Source organism: Rhodococcus sp. NPDC057297, assembly GCF_042667435.1.
GTDB lineage: Bacteria > Actinomycetota > Actinomycetes > Mycobacteriales > Mycobacteriaceae > Rhodococcoides.
Genome location: NZ_JBHUZE010000001.1, coordinates 227,293 through 243,489, shown reverse-complemented (window position 1 = coordinate 243,489; position 16,197 = coordinate 227,293). Strand labels below are relative to the sequence as shown.

The 16,197-nt window shown below is 64.5% G+C and carries 14 protein-coding genes; 2 read left to right on the top strand and 12 right to left on the bottom strand.

The genetic code is table 11. From position 1 onward, the window contains the following. Positions 1-70: 70 nt before the first annotated feature. Together ACFULT_RS01155 and ACFULT_RS01150 are read right to left on the bottom strand one after the other, a co-directional pair. A complete protein-coding gene (locus tag ACFULT_RS01155) occupies positions 71-667 on the bottom strand; it encodes a histidine phosphatase family protein (RefSeq protein WP_037104064.1) in 597 nt (198 codons plus the stop codon). 4 nt (positions 668-671) lie between these two features. Then, positions 672-1,574 (bottom strand): LysR family transcriptional regulator, encoded by a 903-nt coding sequence (locus tag ACFULT_RS01150; RefSeq protein ID WP_241483574.1) that lies wholly within the window; start codon positions 1,572-1,574, stop codon positions 672-674. 82 nt (positions 1,575-1,656) lie between these two features. Between ACFULT_RS01150 and ACFULT_RS01145 the strand changes: the two genes are divergently transcribed. Continuing rightward, positions 1,657-2,925 carry an MFS transporter gene (locus ACFULT_RS01145; RefSeq protein ID WP_378480399.1) on the top strand — a complete coding sequence of 423 codons (1,269 nt, stop codon included), beginning with the start codon at positions 1,657-1,659 and terminating at the stop codon, positions 2,923-2,925. On the opposite strand, the gene ACFULT_RS01140 is transcribed toward ACFULT_RS01145, so the two are convergent. The 6 genes from ACFULT_RS01140 to ACFULT_RS01115 all read right to left on the bottom strand — a co-directional run bounded on the left by ACFULT_RS01140 (position 2,850) and on the right by ACFULT_RS01115 (position 10,483). Beyond that, positions 2,850-3,149: a DUF4190 domain-containing protein gene (locus tag ACFULT_RS01140; RefSeq protein WP_037104072.1), complete on the bottom strand. Its 300-nt coding sequence runs from the start codon at positions 3,147-3,149 to the stop codon at positions 2,850-2,852. The genes ACFULT_RS01145 and ACFULT_RS01140 overlap by 76 nt on opposite strands. A 46-nt stretch (positions 3,150-3,195) precedes the next feature. Continuing rightward, positions 3,196-3,597: a PPOX class F420-dependent oxidoreductase gene (locus ACFULT_RS01135; protein WP_094720164.1), complete on the bottom strand. Its 402-nt coding sequence runs from the start codon at positions 3,595-3,597 to the stop codon at positions 3,196-3,198. A gap of 187 nt (positions 3,598-3,784) precedes the next feature. Then, positions 3,785-4,789, bottom strand: coding sequence for a beta-ketoacyl-ACP synthase III (locus ACFULT_RS01130; protein ID WP_037104249.1), 1,005 nt, complete (start codon positions 4,787-4,789; stop codon positions 3,785-3,787). Between the two features lie 78 nt (positions 4,790-4,867). Continuing rightward, entirely contained in the window at positions 4,868-5,731 is an 864-nt protein-coding gene (locus tag ACFULT_RS01125) for an alpha/beta fold hydrolase (protein ID WP_176459976.1), read from the bottom strand. Positions 5,732-5,783: 52 nt separating this feature from the next. Beyond that, complete coding sequence (lysX, locus tag ACFULT_RS01120; protein ID WP_094720166.1) at positions 5,784-9,110, bottom strand: bifunctional lysylphosphatidylglycerol synthetase/lysine--tRNA ligase LysX; 3,327 nt, start codon at positions 9,108-9,110, stop codon at positions 5,784-5,786. Between the two features lie 131 nt (positions 9,111-9,241). Next, the gene (locus tag ACFULT_RS01115) at positions 9,242-10,483 is read right to left on the bottom strand and encodes a fatty acid desaturase family protein (protein WP_378480398.1); all 1,242 of its coding nucleotides are present in this window, start codon (positions 10,481-10,483) and stop codon (positions 9,242-9,244) included. Positions 10,484-11,277: 794 nt separating this feature from the next. Between ACFULT_RS01115 and ACFULT_RS01110 the strand changes: the two genes are divergently transcribed. Continuing rightward, complete coding sequence (locus tag ACFULT_RS01110; RefSeq protein WP_255122794.1) at positions 11,278-11,811, top strand: hypothetical protein; 534 nt, start codon at positions 11,278-11,280, stop codon at positions 11,809-11,811. Here ACFULT_RS01110 and ACFULT_RS01105 read toward each other — a convergent pair. The 4 genes from ACFULT_RS01105 to ACFULT_RS01090 form a co-directional block, all read right to left on the bottom strand. Further along, positions 11,796-12,341 carry a GNAT family N-acetyltransferase gene (locus ACFULT_RS01105; RefSeq protein WP_378480397.1) on the bottom strand — a complete coding sequence of 182 codons (546 nt, stop codon included), beginning with the start codon at positions 12,339-12,341 and terminating at the stop codon, positions 11,796-11,798. The genes ACFULT_RS01110 and ACFULT_RS01105 overlap by 16 nt on opposite strands. 179 nt (positions 12,342-12,520) lie before the next feature. Then, positions 12,521-12,934 carry a TIGR03668 family PPOX class F420-dependent oxidoreductase gene (locus tag ACFULT_RS01100; protein WP_019665002.1) on the bottom strand — a complete coding sequence of 138 codons (414 nt, stop codon included), beginning with the start codon at positions 12,932-12,934 and terminating at the stop codon, positions 12,521-12,523. 19 nt (positions 12,935-12,953) lie between these two features. Next, positions 12,954-15,005, bottom strand: a complete 2,052-nt coding sequence (locus ACFULT_RS01095; protein ID WP_378480396.1) for a putative bifunctional diguanylate cyclase/phosphodiesterase — start codon at positions 15,003-15,005, stop codon at positions 12,954-12,956. 113 nt (positions 15,006-15,118) lie between these two features. Further along, on the bottom strand, positions 15,119-16,168 hold the full coding sequence (locus tag ACFULT_RS01090) for a LacI family DNA-binding transcriptional regulator (RefSeq protein ID WP_378480395.1): 1,050 nt from the start codon (positions 16,166-16,168) through the stop codon (positions 15,119-15,121). Positions 16,169-16,197 lie beyond the last annotated feature (29 nt).

Genomic DNA, 16,197 nt, shown 5'->3' with positions numbered 1-16,197 from the left:
GACGAGCGGAAACGGCGTCGAAACCGTCTCTGAACTGCCTGTTTAAGAGGTCTATGAGGATTCCAGCGCGCTACCGGTTGCGTGGAAGCAGGTCCCAGACGTGGTGGGTTTCGTTGACCGACGACACGGATCTGGTGCCGTTGCGCGAGAACAGCACTCGGGTGATGGAGCAGTAGTCGATGGGGAAACCGAGAGCTTTCGGAGTGCCGAGGATGTCCTGGAGGAAAATGTTGATGACCCCGCCGTGCGCGAACAGGGCGACGGTGTCGGTGTGTTCGATTCCGTCGACCGCGGCCGCGATACCGCCGAGGACTCGGGCGCGGAAGGCGGCCTCGTCGACCTGCTCGGGCAGATGGCCCGCCTTGATGCGGTCGAACGCGTCGCGGAGCTCGGTGCGCGCATCTTCGATGGGGATGTAGCCGCCGAAGTCGCGGTCGTATTCGGTGATTCTGTCGTCGGTGCCCAGGTCCAGTCCCAGTTCGGCCGCCACCGGGGTACCGGTCTGCACTGCCCTGAGCTGAGTGCTCGCGACCGTCCGGGTGATGGGGAAGCGGGACAGGGCATCGGGCAGGCGACCGGCCTGCTCGCGGCCGAGTTCGGCGAGGGGCGGATCGGCGGATTCGTCGGATCGCAGGGGGAGCGCGTGTCGAATCAGGATCAGCTGCACACGATCACCTAACCACGAGCGATCTACCGCTGCGGATCACCATCGTCCGGAAAGCATGCACCTGCCCGGCTGCCGTCCTGCCGGACCACACCATGCCGATCCGTCGTCTGGCCGCGGGATCGGAGATCTTCACCTCGACGACCTCGGGACCCAGGCCACGGGATCGAGGCAGGATCGAGATGCCCAGGCCCGCCCCGACCAGGCCCCGCACGGTGTGGATGTCTCTGCCTTCGAATTCGATGTCCGGCGCTATCCCGGCGTCGGCCCACAGGTCTTCGCAGATCGACCGCATGCCGTAGCCGTGACCCATCGCGATGTAGCTGTCGCCTGCGGTGTCCCGGACGTGGACCGATCGCGCACGTGCCAGACGGTGGTCGGCGGGTACGACGAGAACGAGTCGCTCGTCGTAGAGCTGGAACGAGTTGTCCTCGGTGTGTTCGGCGCTGAGCGAGACGAACGCGAGATCGGCCACGCCGTCGTCGAGGCGGTCCAGGCACCGGGCCCGAGCGCCTTGATCCAGGTCGAACGTCACCGCCGGATGGTCACCGCGAAATTGCTTGATCAGCGCGGGGACGATGTCCTCACCGAGAGTGTTCTGGAAGCTGATGGCGATGCGGCCCCGGGCGTTCGCGTCGTGTTCGCCCGCGGCGTCGAGGCCGGCTTCGAGGTCCACGGCGACGCGTTGAAGGTACGGGACGAGGATTCGGCCCGCGGTGGTCAGCGCGATACCGCGTCCGCTTCGTTCGACGAGGCGTACCCCGAGGATGCTCGACGCCCGGGCGATCTGTCGGCTGACGGTCGGTTGCGGCATGCCGAGGAGGTCGGACGCCTCGGTCATGTGTTCGGTCTCCGCGACCGCGAGGAGTGCCGGAATCAGTGGAAGCAGGTGACGGGCCTCGTCGCGCATGAGCAAATCATAACGCTGATGCATGAATTCGAACCCGATCATGCATTGGACCGTGATAGTTTCCCGGCCTAACGTTGTCGTCATGACTGCGACGACCGACGTGAGACTGGAATGGGAAGGCCACCCTCGTGGATCGCGCGAGTACAAGCGCCTGGTGGCGGCCCTGTTGTTCGCGGGTATCGCCACGTTCGCTCAGCTCTACTCGGTCCAGGGAATCTTGCCTCTGATCGCCTCGGGTCTCGACGTCACCCCGTCGCAGTCCTCGTTGGCCGTCGGATTGGCGACCGTCGGAGTCGCGGTCTCGGTACTGCCGTGGTCCGTCGTGGCCGATCGAATCGGCCGGGTCAAGGCGATGAGCATCTCGATCGTCGTCGCGACGATCCTCGGTCTGGTGGTGCCGTTGTCGTCGTCGCTGCCTCTGCTGCTGTCGATCCGCTTCTTCGAGGGTGCGGCGCTCGGTGGACTCCCCGCCATCGCGATCGCGTACTTGAGCGAGGAAGTCCATCGCAACCACACGGCACTCGCCGCAGCCACCTATGTCTCGGGCACGACACTCGGGGGTCTGCTCGGCCGCATCGTCGCCGGACCGGTCGCGGAGGTGACCAACTGGCGCATCGGCACCCTCACGGTGTCGATCCTCGCCGCCGTCGCCGCGACGTTGTTCCTGGTCCTCGCACCGGCGCCCCGACGCTTCCGGGCCGGTGACTCGGCCGGACCGTCGCTCGGCACCCGCCTGTGGGCCAACCTGAAAGAACCGGGGATGCTCGTGCTGTACGCGCAGGCGTTTCTACTGATGGGCGGATTCGTCGCGATCTACAACTTCCTCGGGTTCCGCCTCGAAGGATCCGGGTTCGGCCTGCCGCAGTCGCTGATCAGCCTGATCTTCCTCGCGTACCTCAGTGGCACGGTGTCCTCACGTGTCGCTGGTCAGCTGGCGGTCCGTCACGGTCGGGTCGGGGTTCTCGCCGGGTCCACGCTGCTGATGATCGCGGGCATCGGCCTGACGATCAGCAGCAACCTGATCGTCATCCTCGTCGGCCTGGTGATACTGACCATCGGGTTCTTCGCGGCCCACGCCATCGCGTCGGGCTGGACCGGTCAACGCGCGACCGTCGGGCGTGCGCAGGCGACGTCGCTGTACAACCTCTTCTACTACGGCGGCTCGTCCGTCGTCGGGTGGCTCGGCGGCGTGGTGTACCAGCAGTTCGGGTGGACCGCGATGGCACTGTTCGTCATGGGCCTCGCGCTACTGGCCCTGATCGCGGCGGCCTCGCATCACGCGTTGACGAACAGGACCGCGATCCAGAAGAAGACGGCGATCACGACGAACAGAAGCACCACACTGACGTAACCGAGGATCAACCCGGCGAGCGCGATTCCGGCGCCGTCCTCGCCCGTCCGCTTGATCTGACTCCGAGCGATATGGCCGAGAACGATGGCGACGAAACCGACGAGCCCGGTGAACAACCCCACCAGGCCGCAGATCAGCGCCGCGACAGCGGTGGAGTTGGTCCTGGGCGGGCCGGACACAGGCCCCGCATAGTGCCCGTACGGGGTGCCCTGCGGATAGGTCATGCCCGAGTGTTGCACTGTCGGACAAATCGGGCAATCCAACCGGGCGTCAGGAGCTGATCTTGCCCCAACCGACGTAGGCGTCGATCTCGAGAAGACCGGTGACGCGCTCCTGGTCCCGGACCGGATACGGCTTGCCGGTGTAATGAGTGGCGATGCGGTCGATGTCGACCCGGCCCGGATCGTCCTGCAGCGTGATGGTGCCGTGGACGGTGACGTGCGTGTACCAGCTCGCCTCGTCCAGCACGGAAAGGGACACCTTCGGATTCGCCCGGATGTGCTCGAGACGCTTGCGGTCCGCCTGGAAGTTCAGAACGATCTTGTCGTCCTCCCAGAGGTACCACGTCGGCGCCGTGATGGGCGTTCCGTCGGCACGAACAACCGCCATGACAGCGGGATTGGGCTTCTTCAGAAGTTCGATGGCATCTGCAGGCAACGGTGGCTTCGGCATGACGCCCAGCCTAACCGCCGACGAGGTCGAGGTTGTGGACGAGAATCAGCAGAATCTCGTCCACAACCTCGGGCGGGAGTGGAGCCTGCGGAATGACCCGGTTGGGCGGGAGTGGAGCCTGCGGAATGACCCAGTTGGGCGGGAGTGGAGCCTGCGGAATGACCCAGTTGGGCGGCAGTGGAGCCTGCTACAGCTTGGGGAGTTTGACGACCTGCCCGGCGTAGGAGAGGCCTGCACCGAATGCGAGCAGCAGCGCGGTGTCACCTTCCTTGGCCTTGCCGGTGCGGAGGAGTTCCTCCATGGCCAGGGGGATCGACGCGGCCGACGTGTTGCCGGTCTCGGCGATGTCGTTGGCGACAGGGGTCTCGTCGTTCAGGTTCAGGCTTTTGGCGAGGAGTTCGGTGATGCGGCTGTTGGCCTGGTGCGGGACGAAGGCGTGCAGTTCGTCGGCCTTGATGCCGGCGACGTCGAGGACCTTCTGTGCTGCCTTGCCCATCTCGAACGCGGCCCAACGGAAGACGGAGATGCCGTTCATCTTGATCCACGGACGTTCGACGTCTTCGCCGGTGATGTAGTCGTACCAGTCGATGGTCTGGACGATGGCGTCGGACTGCGATCCATCCGAACCCCAGACGACGGGGCCGATCTCGGTCTCGTCGCTCTGTCCGACGACTACCGCGCCTGCGCCGTCCGCGAAGATGAAGCGCGTCGTGCGGTCGTACGGGTCTGTGGTCAGGCTGAGCTGCTCGGCGCCGATGACGAGGACGTACTGTGCCGTTCCGGCCTTCACCAGGTCCGATGCGACAGCGAGCGCATAGCAGAAGCCTGCGCATCCGGCGCAGATGTCGAACGCGGCGGGGCCCTTGGTGCCGAGGCCGTGTGCGACCTTCGCGGCAGCCTGAGGCGTCAACTCGAGGTGCGTCGACGTCGCGACGATGACGGTGTCGATCTGCTCGGCGGCGATGCCGCTGGCTTCGAGCGCCTTCTTACCTGCGGAGATCGACATCTGGACGACGTTCTCCTCGGGCTCTGCGAACCGGCGGTTCTTGATGCCCGATCGAGTCTGGATCCACTCGTCGCTCGAGTCGATGAACTCGCAGATCTCGTCGTTGGTCACCACCCGCTCGGGTCGGTGGACTCCCAAGCCGAGGAGCTTGGTCTGCCGGCCTTGCGTTGTGCTGATCGCACCCATCTTCAGTTCCTCTCGGTGGCTACCGTGCCATCGCCGGGCTTCGGCTCGGGTCTTGGGCAACGGGCTCGACAGAACACGTTACGTGTCGATGCTCCTGTGATGTGACACCAACCTCACGATGAGTGCGGAGACATCGGCGGGCTGATCGATCATCGCGTGATGATGTGCGTCGTCCACCACTGCGAACTCGGCACCCAGATATCTCGCGAGCCTGGCCTGCTTGCGCAGCCACCAGCGACCCCACGGCGTTTGCCTGCCGGTGTGCGCGGCCGCGACGATCGCCGCGGTCTCGAACCGTGTTCGACGCCGGATCTCGTTCAACTCCGCAGCCATGTCCGGGTAGACGAAGTCCTCGATCAGGGCGGCTTTCAGGTACGACCGCCTCCGGTAGATCCGCCGGGTCCAGTCCAGCGTCTCGAGCGGAATGCCGTCGGGTGGGACGGCGTGGTTCAGAATCCTTCGGACGGTCGGTCCCAGGACGAATTGAAGACCGCTGCCCGACGCCACCGCCGCGAGCAGGTGGGCCCCGGCAACTCGCCAGGGCTTCGGGAGGACGACCCACGGGTCGCGTTCGGCACTGGAGTCCAGCAACAGCACACCGGCGGTTCGCTGCGGATACAGCCTCGCGAAGGCCTCGGCGTAGAAACCGGCGATCGAGTGCCCGACGATCACCGCTGGGCTCGTCAGCTCCAGCGTGTCGAGGACGGCGAGAATGCGGGCGGCCTCGTCGGCAACCGTCGGGACCCGGTCGTCGGGAAGCGGTTCACTCAGCCCGAAGCCCGGCCGATCGAACACCACGACGGTATGGAACGGGGACAGAATTCGGACGCAGTCGTCCCAGTCGAACCAATTGCTCGCCAGGCCGCCGCACAGCACCACCGTCGGCGCGGCTCCGAATCCGTCCTCGCCCCGCGTGTGAGACAGGACGACGTGCGTTGTCAGGTCGTCGACGGTCACGAACTGCCCGGGCGCACATTGTTTCACGTTGAAACAATCACTGCCGGGGTTTGGCGAGCGGGAACGCGAGGGTCTCGCGGATGGAGCCACCGGTGATGAGCATGACGACGCGGTCGACGCCCATGCCGAGTCCACCGGTGGGCGGCATGCCGTACTCGAGGGCCTGCAGGAAGTCTTCGTCGAGACTCATCGCCTCCTCGTCGCCGCCTGCTGCGAGCAACGACTGCTCGGTGAGACGTTGACGTTGATCGACCGGGTCGGTGAGTTCGCTGTACGCGGTACCCAACTCCACGCCCCAGGCGACGAGGTCCCACTTCTCCGCAACGCCCGGTATGGACCGGTGCGGCCGGGTCAGCGGCGACATCGACGTCGGGAAGTCCTTGTAGAACGTCGGGAACTCGGTGTAGTCCTCCACCAGGTGCTCGTACATTCCCTGCGCGACGGCACCTGCGTCCCAGTCCTTCTCGTAGGGAATGTCGTTCTCGTCGCAGAGTCGCTGCAGTTCAGCGAGCGGCGTACCGGGTGCGACGTCGACGCCGAGCTTCTCCGCGACGGCCCCGTGCAGTGTCTTGACGGGCCACTCCCCGGAGATGTCGATCTCGATCATCTCGCCGTTCGGACCGTCGGGACGCAGGATGATCTCGCGCCCGTGTGCCGCGACGGCTGCTTTCTGAATCAGTTCGCGGCACAGCACCATTGCGCGCTCGTAGTCGCTGTGTGCCTCGTACGCTTCGAGGATCGTGAACTCCGGATTGTGCTTGAAGTCCGCGCCTTCGTTGCGGAAGACCCGACCGATCTCGAACACCTTGTCCATGCCGCCGACGCACAGACGCTTCAGGTACAGCTCCGGTGCGATACGGAGATAGAGGTCGAGGTTGTACGCGTTTATGTGGGTGATGAACGGCGCTGCGTTGGCACCTCCGTGCACCTGCTGCAGGATCGGCGTCTCGACTTCCATGTAGCCGCGGTCGGACAGTGAATCCCGCAGAGACTTCACGACGTTGCTGCGCGCGATCATCAGGTCACGGGCACTGCGGTTGATCGCGAGGTCGACGTAACGCTGACGCACGCGCGACTCCGGGTCCTGCAGTCCTTTCCACTTGTCCGGCAGCGGGTGCAGGCATTTGGCGTTCATCCGCCACTCCGCGGCCAGGAGCGAGAGTTCACCCTTCTTGCTGCGACCGATGATGCCACTGACCTCGATGAGGTCGCCGAGGTCGAAGTCGGAGTCGAAACTGTCCAACCGGTCGCCGACCCGTTCGCGGTCGAACAGCACCTGGATGTCGTCCGTCCAGTCCCGCACGACCGCGAACGCGACGCCGCCGTAATCGCGGTTGCGCAGGATACGGCCGGCGATGCGAACCGTCGTCCCCTGTGGGGCGGCCAGTGCTTCGGCGACGGAATGCGTCGGAGGATAGGCGACGGGATATCCCTCGGTGCCCTCGTCGTTCAACCGCTGGAGCTTCGCCAGCCGCACGCGCACCTGGTCGGGACGCTTGGGGCCCCGCTGGGGCTCGTCGTCCTCGTCGACCTGATCGGGACCGCTGCCGTCCGCGTGGATGTCCGCGGTGTCCGCCAGCGCCGCCGGGACCGCCGTGTGAGAACCGGTGTGCTTGTGGGCGCGCCGGAAGCTGGGAAGCGTCAAGAACCCTTCGGCGATGGCCGACGCGATGCCGACCTTGGGAAGCTCACGGTTGTCCGCGAAGCACAGGTACCGCGGCTCCCAGTCCGGTAAGTACTTCAGATTGGAGCGATACAGAGCCTCCAGCTGCCACCAGCGGGAGAAGAACACCAGTACCGAACGCCAGATCCGTAGAACGGGCCCCGCGCCGATGCGGCTGCCCTCCTCGAAGACCGCACGGAACACAGCGAAGTTCAACGAAATCCTGCTGATTCCGAATTGATCCCCGCCGGTCGCCAATTCGGTGACCAGAAGCTCGATCACGCCGTTCGGTGCCTGCGGATCGCGGCGCATCAGGTCCAGCGACACACCGGTACGGCCCCACGGAGCGAGCGAGAGCACCGCGACGGTCTTCTCGCCCTCGCGGGCCTGAACCAGAAGGCAGTCGCCGTCGAGAGGATCGCCGAGGCGCCCCAACGCCATCGAGAACCCACGCTCGGTCTCGGTGTCACGCCACTCGTCGGCGCACCGGATGATGTCGGCCATCTCCTGAGCCGGGATGTCGCGGTGGCGTCGTATCTGCACTGTGACGCCCGCCTTGCGGGCGCGGTTGACCGCCTGCCTGACCGGCCGCATCTCCCGGCCGGCGAGATTGAACTTCTTGGTGTCCAGGATGGCCTCGTCGCCGAGTTCGAGGACGCTGAGCCCGGCCCGCTTGAACGCCGTGGCGCCCGTCTCGCTCGCGCCCATGACCGCAGGCGTCCACCCGTATTTCTCCGCCAGGTCCAGCCAGGCATCGATCGCGTGCGGCCATGCCTCCGGGTTGCCGATGGGATCGCCGCTGGCGAGGCACACTCCGATCTCGACACGGTAGGTCACGGCGGCTTTGCCACTCGGTGCGAACACGACGGCCTTGTCGCGGCGGGTCGCGAAGTACCCGAGCGAGTCCTCGGCACCCCACTTGTCCAGCAGGCCGCGAAGCGCGGACTCGTCGCTACCGGTCAGTGCGTTGGACGAGCGCTGCGAACGGAACAACGTGACGACGGCCGCCAACAACGCGAGCGCCCCGAACAAGCCGAGGAGCGTGTTGACGAAAACGTGTGTGCGGCCGTCGAACTGCTCGTTGTCGACGGTCGCGAGGGCGGTGACTCGGTTGAACGCCCACAGGAACGTCTGGTTCTCCGGGAGCGTACCGGGGAACAGAGCGACCAGTGCCCAGCCGACGAGCGTTCCGACCACCGCGCCGAGGATCAGTACACCCAGAGCCTTCCACGCCGCACCGCGCCGAACACGGGTGTAGAACTCCTTGCGAGCCGCGATGAGCACACCGATGATCACGATGTGCACGCCCAGCGCGATCCACGCACTGACGTTGTTGCCGTCGATCACATCCGCCAGGTTGCTGACCGCGACGAGCACGAGATACAGCGTCAGGAACCACCAGGCGATGCGTTTGCGACTCGCCAGGGCGGCTGCGGTGAGCCCGAGCACCAGAGCCCACGCGAGCGAGGTGTCCGGTGCGTCGATGTAGTAGTTGTCGATGTACTCTCGCGGCACACGGATGACGGCCCGCAGCGCCGGCGACAGACTCCAGAGAAACACCAGTACCGCGAACACCCCGAGGACGAGCCCGGAGATGTGCGGCACCTCGCGCAGGCGCCCGTGCTCCGGCGGCGTGAATGCCCGCGGAGTTCGGTGTTCTGAATTCTTCGTCGACTCCGATGCCACCGGTGTGCTCGTCACGATCCGCTCCTGCCCTCGGCACTTGCCGTCACTGTCGACTGCTTCGAAAACAGCCGAGGTAACGGTAGCGCCGAGGACCGACTTCGAGTGATCATTCGGCGCCTCGCGGCGCGGTAATCACCCGCCGCGGATCAGGCGGAACGGACCGGTGTGTGCTCCTTCAGCATTCCCAATGCAGTTTTCAGGCCACGACGCCGACCCGTCGCCGGATCCACGCCGAACACTTCCTTGATCCCGCCGCGAATGCGGAACTTCAGCTCGGACGACGTCTCCGGAGCGTTGTCCGACGTCGCAGAGAGCAACCGATTCGGCAACGACAGTTTCAGAATGGTGCGCAGCGTCTGCCCGTACTGGTGGGCAAGCGAACCCGTCGTGTACGGAAGGTCGTACTTGTCGCACAACTGGCGAATTCTGGGAGCGATCTCCGCGTAGCGATTGCTCGGCAGATCCGGGAACAGGTGATGCTCGATCTGATAGCAGAGGTTGCCGCTCATGAACGCCAACGTGTTGCCGGCCTCGAAATTGGCGCTGCCCAACATCTGTCGCAGATACCATTCCGGCTGCGACTCGGTCTCGTATTCCTCCAGCGTGAACTTCTCCGCACCATCCGGAAAATGGCCGCAGAAAATAACCGCGTACGACCAGTAATTGCGAATGAGATTGGCGACGACATTCGCCGTGAGCGTCGACTTCCACGCAGGACCGGTCAGCAGCGGGAAAAGAACGTAATCCTTGCCCACCTGCTTTCCGATCTTGCGGACGACGTCGACCGCCATCTCCCTCTTGTCCTCCCACTTCACCTCGCCGGTCCGAAGCTTGTCGGTCTCGAGGTGATGCAGCGCCACGCCCCACTCGAAGAACGTCGCCAGCAACGCATTCACCAGCGGCTGCGCAACATACTTCGGATGCCATTCCTGATCGCGAGTGATGCGCAGAATCCCGTACCCGACATCGTTGTCCAAGCCGACGATGTTGGTGTACTTGTGATGCGTGAAGTTGTGCGAATGCTTCCACCCCGAAGACGGACACGTGTTGTCCCACTCCCAGTTACTGGAATGGATCTCGGGATCGTTCATCCAATCCCACTGACCGTGAATGACGTTGTGCCCCAACTCCATGTTCTCGATGATCTTCCCCGCACCGAGCAACGCAGTCCCGAGCAACCACGCAGGCCTCTTCTTGCTCGCGAACAACACAGCCCGGCCCGCAACCATCAACGACCGCTGAAACGCGATGGTCCGCTGGACATACCTGGCATCCCGCTCACCACGAGAATCCTCGACATCACGCCGGATCGCATCCAACTCCGCACCGAGCGCCTCGATATCCGCCTCGGTCAAATGGGCATATTCCTGAATATCCGATATCGCCATGATTCCCCTCCACATGCGAACCCGAGTGTCCCCGGTCACCACCCCGACCCTACGTACCCCCGGCCCAGCCGTCGACCGGTGTCCGTTACCCCCCAGTTTCCGCCTGTTTCCGGCGGAGTTTGCCCCGGCGTTCCGGAGCGAACGTGGGGTTCGGTCAGTCTGACGGACTGGATGGCACTTTCGCTCGGGTGGGTGCGGCCTCGTGCTGTGTTCGTGCGCGCTCGTTTCGGAGCGAACGTGGGGTTCGGTCAACCTGTACTTCGGACACTTATCCACAGCATCGGGCAGTTATCCACAGGCAGGCGAACTTGCGGTGCAGATTGTCCGACCCTTGGTATTCGATGCTCAGCATGAAACGGGGCGAGTGGGCGGACGACCGGGAACTACTGATGCGTCATGCACGGAATGGCGTGATCCGTACGGCAGATTTGAGGAGGCTCGGAGTGGGGGCGCAAACGGTAGTGGACAGAACCGCCGGTGGGCCGTGGCAGCGGATCCTGCCCGGATTGGTGCTTTTGCACAATGGTCAGCCAACCAGGCAACAAAGAAACACGGCGGCGGTGATGTACGGCGGGCAGGATTCCATGCTGTCCGGTCGTGCTGGTCTGGCGTTGCATGGGTTCGGGTCTTCGACGCAACCGACGGACTGCGTACTCCTGATACCGAATGCCCGAAATCGTCAAGCTACCGGATTTGTGAGTGTCGAGCGTACGACGCGTCTACCGCTGGCGGTGAGGAAAGCAGGATTGCCCGTCGCACCGGTCGATCGGTGTTTGCTCGATGCAGCCCGCCGAATGTCCGATCGCAAGCAATGCACGGCCCTCGTCGCCGAGGTGGTGCAGCGCGGCGCAGCTGACGTCGGCGCGTTGATGAAAGAACTCGACGACGGGTCATCACGGGGAACGTCCATGCCGAGGAGGGTGCTGTACGAACTCGGAGACGGCGCGCATTCGGTGGCGGAAGTCGACGCTCAGGCACTCTGCAGAAGTAGTGGCCTGCCTCCGGTGGTGTCCAACCAGGTGCTCTTGACTGCCCACGGTGATTTCATTGCAATCGTCGACAACTGGTGGGATGCGGTAGGAATGGCTCAGGAAATCGAATCCTTCAAACACCACTCTTCTCCTGAGGCGTTCGAGAAGACGCTGGAACGACGCGCATACATCGAAAGCCATGATGTCGTCCTCGTCGCGCATACTCCCAAAGCGATTCGTTCTCAACCCAATACAGTAATCGACGACCTGCGACACGCTTACGACAGAGCCCGGAACCGCCCGCGGCCGAGGGTAGTTGCAATCCCACGATCGGAGTGGCGTCAGGACGCGTCGTAGATCCAGATCATTTGACGGCCGGTCTGATGCGACGTCGTGATCGGGTGATCGATCACGCGGTCGAGGCGGTATCCGAGGCGCTCGGGTACCGCCCGACTGCGGTCGTTCGCAGCATCGCAATGGATTTCGACTCGAACGATGCCGTCGAGCTCTGCGGCGAGGGCCGTCAGGGCTCGCGCGACACGAGTGACGATTCCTCGTCCCTCCGCATCTTCAGTGACCCAATAACCGATGGTCGCGTGATCCGGTCCCGCTAATCGAATCCCCGCTTTGCCGAAGAATTCATCGCTGGCAAGACCGGCGATCATGTAGTCGAACATAGAACCCGAATCCCATTGTGCGAGAGAGTCGGCAATTCGACTTTCCTGGGTTGCGACGGGTGTGGCGTCCTCGACGGCCCACTCCATCCACGGCGCAAGCCGCGGGATGTTCGACTTTATCGCCTCGGCCACCGGTGCAGCGTCGGCAAGCGTTTCCCGACGAAGTACGAAGTCGTCGAACTCGATCAGTTCCGGGGGGATCGGTTGCATTCGTGCAGTTTGCATCAGTTGCTGATTCATTGCGAGTCATTTTTCGTCAACCCGTGAGCGAAAGTGCCGTTCGGTCAGTCAGACTGACCGAACGGGACGTTCGCTCCAGAAAGGGGGTAGAACGGGGTCGAAGGGGGAAGAAGGGGGGCCAGAACGGGACGGAAGGGGGCTGCTGAATTCTAGGACGCTTGCCAGGATCGCCAGGTGAGTTTGCTGATGACGATGACGGGGCCGTCGGGAGGTGTGGGGGTGTAGTGCTCGTATTTCTTCACCAGGGCGGCGATGGCGGTGCGGCCGCGATCGGTGTCGGCGTCGATGACTTCGGCCGAACCGCCGGCGCGGATCCACCAGAGGTCTTTCCAGTTCTCGGAGTAGTTGTCGACGATGAGGCTGACGGCCGGGTCGGCGCGGATGTTCTCGAGTCGTTTGAGTTTCTGGGTGCTTTTGGGTTTCCAGTCGATGGCGGTGACGAGGGTGTCGTCCACGCGAGCGAAGACGATCGGCACGAGGTGCGGGGTGCCGTCGGCGTTGACGCTGGAGAGGATGGCGCGTCGGGCTTCGCTGAAGCGTCCTATTTCGTCGTCGATCTTCACGGTGCGTCGTTTCCTCGTGTCAGGCCGACGCGCTGTGTGCGTCGTTCGGCAGCAGGATCGTTTCGAGCTGAGTGGCGGTCATGGGCTTGCCCAATAGATGACCCTGCCCGAATGTGACGCCCATGTCGACGCAGCTGGCGAGTTGGTCTTTGGTTTCGATGCCTTCGACGACGGTGTCGCGTCCGAGATCGTGTGTGACGTCGACGACGGCTTTGCAGAGCGAGGTCATGGCTCGTCTGCGCTGTAGGTCGCGACTGTCGAGGTGTTGGGTGAGTGATTTGTCGATCTTGAGGATGTCGACGGGCAGGGTGGCGAGGCGTTCGAGGGAGGAGAAGCCGGAGCCGAAATCGTCGATGGCGATGAGGGAGCCGTGGCGTCGGACGTCCATCAGTTGGTAGTGCACTGCGTCGAGGTCGTGCAGCGATTTCGACTCTGCGAGTTCGAGGACCAGCCGCCCCGGCTCGATTCCGAGGGAGTCGATGATGCTGTTGACGTCGGTGGCTAGTGTGCCTGCGGCGAAGTGGAGTGGACTCACATTGACGCCGACCTGAATGTTCAGGCCTTTGCACTGCCAAGCCGCGAGGGTGCGGCAGACCTGCGAGAGGATCCAGTTGCTGAGCGGAATGATCAGGTCTGCGTCCTCGGCGAGACCGATGAAGCTGTCCGGCATCAGCAGGCCCAGTTCCGGGTGGTTCCACCGGATCAGTGCTTCGGCGCCGATGACTGCGCCGGACGCGAGTTCGACGATGGGTTGGTAGACCATTTGCAGCTCGTGTTCGGCCATCGCGACTCCGCGAAGGCGTTCGACGAGTTCGAGGCGTGTGCGATTGCTGTCGCGCAGATCCTCCGAGAACACCTGGTGGCTGCTGCGGCCGAAGTTCTTGGCCGCGTGCATGGCGGTGGTGGCGTCGTGGATGAGTTGGACCGGGTCGTCGGAGTCCGGCCCCGAGGTGGCGACGCCGACGCTCGCGGTCACGGTCAGCTGACGGTCGTCGATGGTGAATGCAGGCTCGAGGACGCTGGAAAATCCGGCGGCGAGGGCGCGAGCGGCGATCGACTGGCAGCCTCGGGCGATGACGACGAACTCGTCGCCGGTGAGCCTGCCGAGGGTGTCGTTGGGCCGGGTGGAGGCGGCGATTCTGTTCGCGACCTGCTGGAGAAGCTCGTCGCCGTGGACGGGGCCGAGTGCGTCGTTGAATTCGCGGAAACCGTCGATGTCGACGAGGAGGATGCTTACTTCGTTCTCGTCGGAGCGCACCGCGAGTTCGGTGGCGAGGAGCGCCTCGATCTCGTCGCGGTTCGCCAGACCGGTCAGGGGATCCTGGCGGACGGGAGCCTCCGCGGCCTGCGCGGTGATGTCGGTATGGGTGAGGTAGATGCCGCCGTCGGCGAGGCGGGTGGCTCGGATTCGGTAGACCACCGACCCGAATCTGTGGTTGGAGGAGAAGACCTGCCCGGATCCGGAGATCAGTGCGCGCAGGCCGTCGACCAGTGAGATTGCCGCGTCGTTACCTCGGGCGATCGCCGGAGCCCACAGGTCGAAGTAGCTGGCTCCGGGAAGGCACCCGTCGGTGTGTGGTCGATCCGCCCAGAACGCGGACCACACGCTGTTGACCAGGACGATCATGCCGTCGACGTCCAGGACGACGACGCCGGACGGAACGGCGTCGAGCATGGTGCGCGCGAGGTCGTCGGTCCATTCGACGCGGGTGTCCCCGAGTCGCTCGCTGGTGATGTCCGTTGCCCAGATCGCGTGCCCGGAAGTGCCCTTGACGGTGCGGTAGGACAGCCATTTCTGCAGGGTGTACGAGAAGTCCTCGTACACTCCCGGTCCGTTGCAGGAGGAGACGAACGCGGTCCAGGCGGGATCGGAGAACCAGGCGTCGATGCAGCGTCCGACGAGGGTGTCCAATGGTGCCGTGAGCAGCGCCGCGGCGGCGGGATTGGCGTAGGTGACGACGAAGTCTCGATCGACCAGCACGAGGGGGTCGGACAGCAGATCCAGCTCCGCCCGAGGAACGGCAAAAGGATTCTCGACGGCAGGGCGGGGCATGGGTGTCTCTCGGTTCATACTTCCCCCCCGTGGCCGGTCGGCCGCGATTCACCATAACCCGAAGTTTGCTTATCCGCTACAAACAGGTCGTCTTCCCCGTTTTGGCGCGAGAACGAGTGTGAATTGCCCGGTTAGCACGGACGCGAGGGTCTCGTCGAACTCCGGACCTGCACCGACCATGGGCTTTCGGGGATGCGGTCGAGGGAGCCGAGCACCCAGCGCGCAGCGTTGCAGCCCTGATCGAAGAGTGATTGCGCGACGGTCGTCAGACCGGTTGCTCTGGCCGCATCGGAATCGTCCCAGCCGGTGATCGCGACGCCGTTGCCGCCGTCGAGCGGGCCGACGACATCGAACGCTCCGAGCGCGAGATCGTCACTGCAACAAAGAAGTGCGTCGGCGCCGACGAGTCGGCGTGCGGCGTCGGCGCCGTCGGCGGACGCGTTCGTCCCGACGAAGGCAACGGGAGTGGATTCCCACTGGAAACCCGCGTCGACGACGGCCCGGCGGAAGCCGGCGAGGCGTGCGGCGGTGACCGGGAAGGTGGCGTCGGCCGGATCGGGGCCGTGAACGATCTCGACGACGCGGTCGCGATTGCGCGGAAAGCTGATCACCGCAGGCGCAGTCGACTGTCGCAGTCCCTCTTTCCCGACGGCGAACGCTGCTGCGGAGTCGTCGATTCCGATGATTGCCGCACCCGGGACGATAGGCCCGCCCTGGATGCAGACGGGCTTGCCGGTGCCGATCACGACGTCCAGCATCGGGTCGTCGGACACCGTGGTCCACAACACGTACCCGTCGATCTGAGCGCCGCGTATGCGCTCCAGATCGGCCTTCGCCGGCGAATTCGGCTGGGAGCGGCCTCCATTGGGTAACAGCACGAGTCCGGAGTCGGTGTCGAGGCAGGCCTCGGCGATTCCGGTCAGGAAAGCGCGGGCCTGGGGGTTCTCGAACGAGTACGTCAGTTTCTCGGTGAGGACGACGCCCACGTTGTTGGTCTTGCCGCTGCGCAGCGACCGTGCGCCCGTGTGCGGGCCGGTGTATCCGAGGCGCTCCGCGGCGGCGAGGACTCGCGTCCTGGTGGTGTCTGAGACGCGAGTGGGTTGGTTGTAGGTGTAGGAGACGCTCATCGTGGACACGCCCGCGGCGGCGGCGACGTCGGCCATGGTCGGGCGGGGTTGCATGGGTTCACCCTAGCGTTCCTCGACGGCAT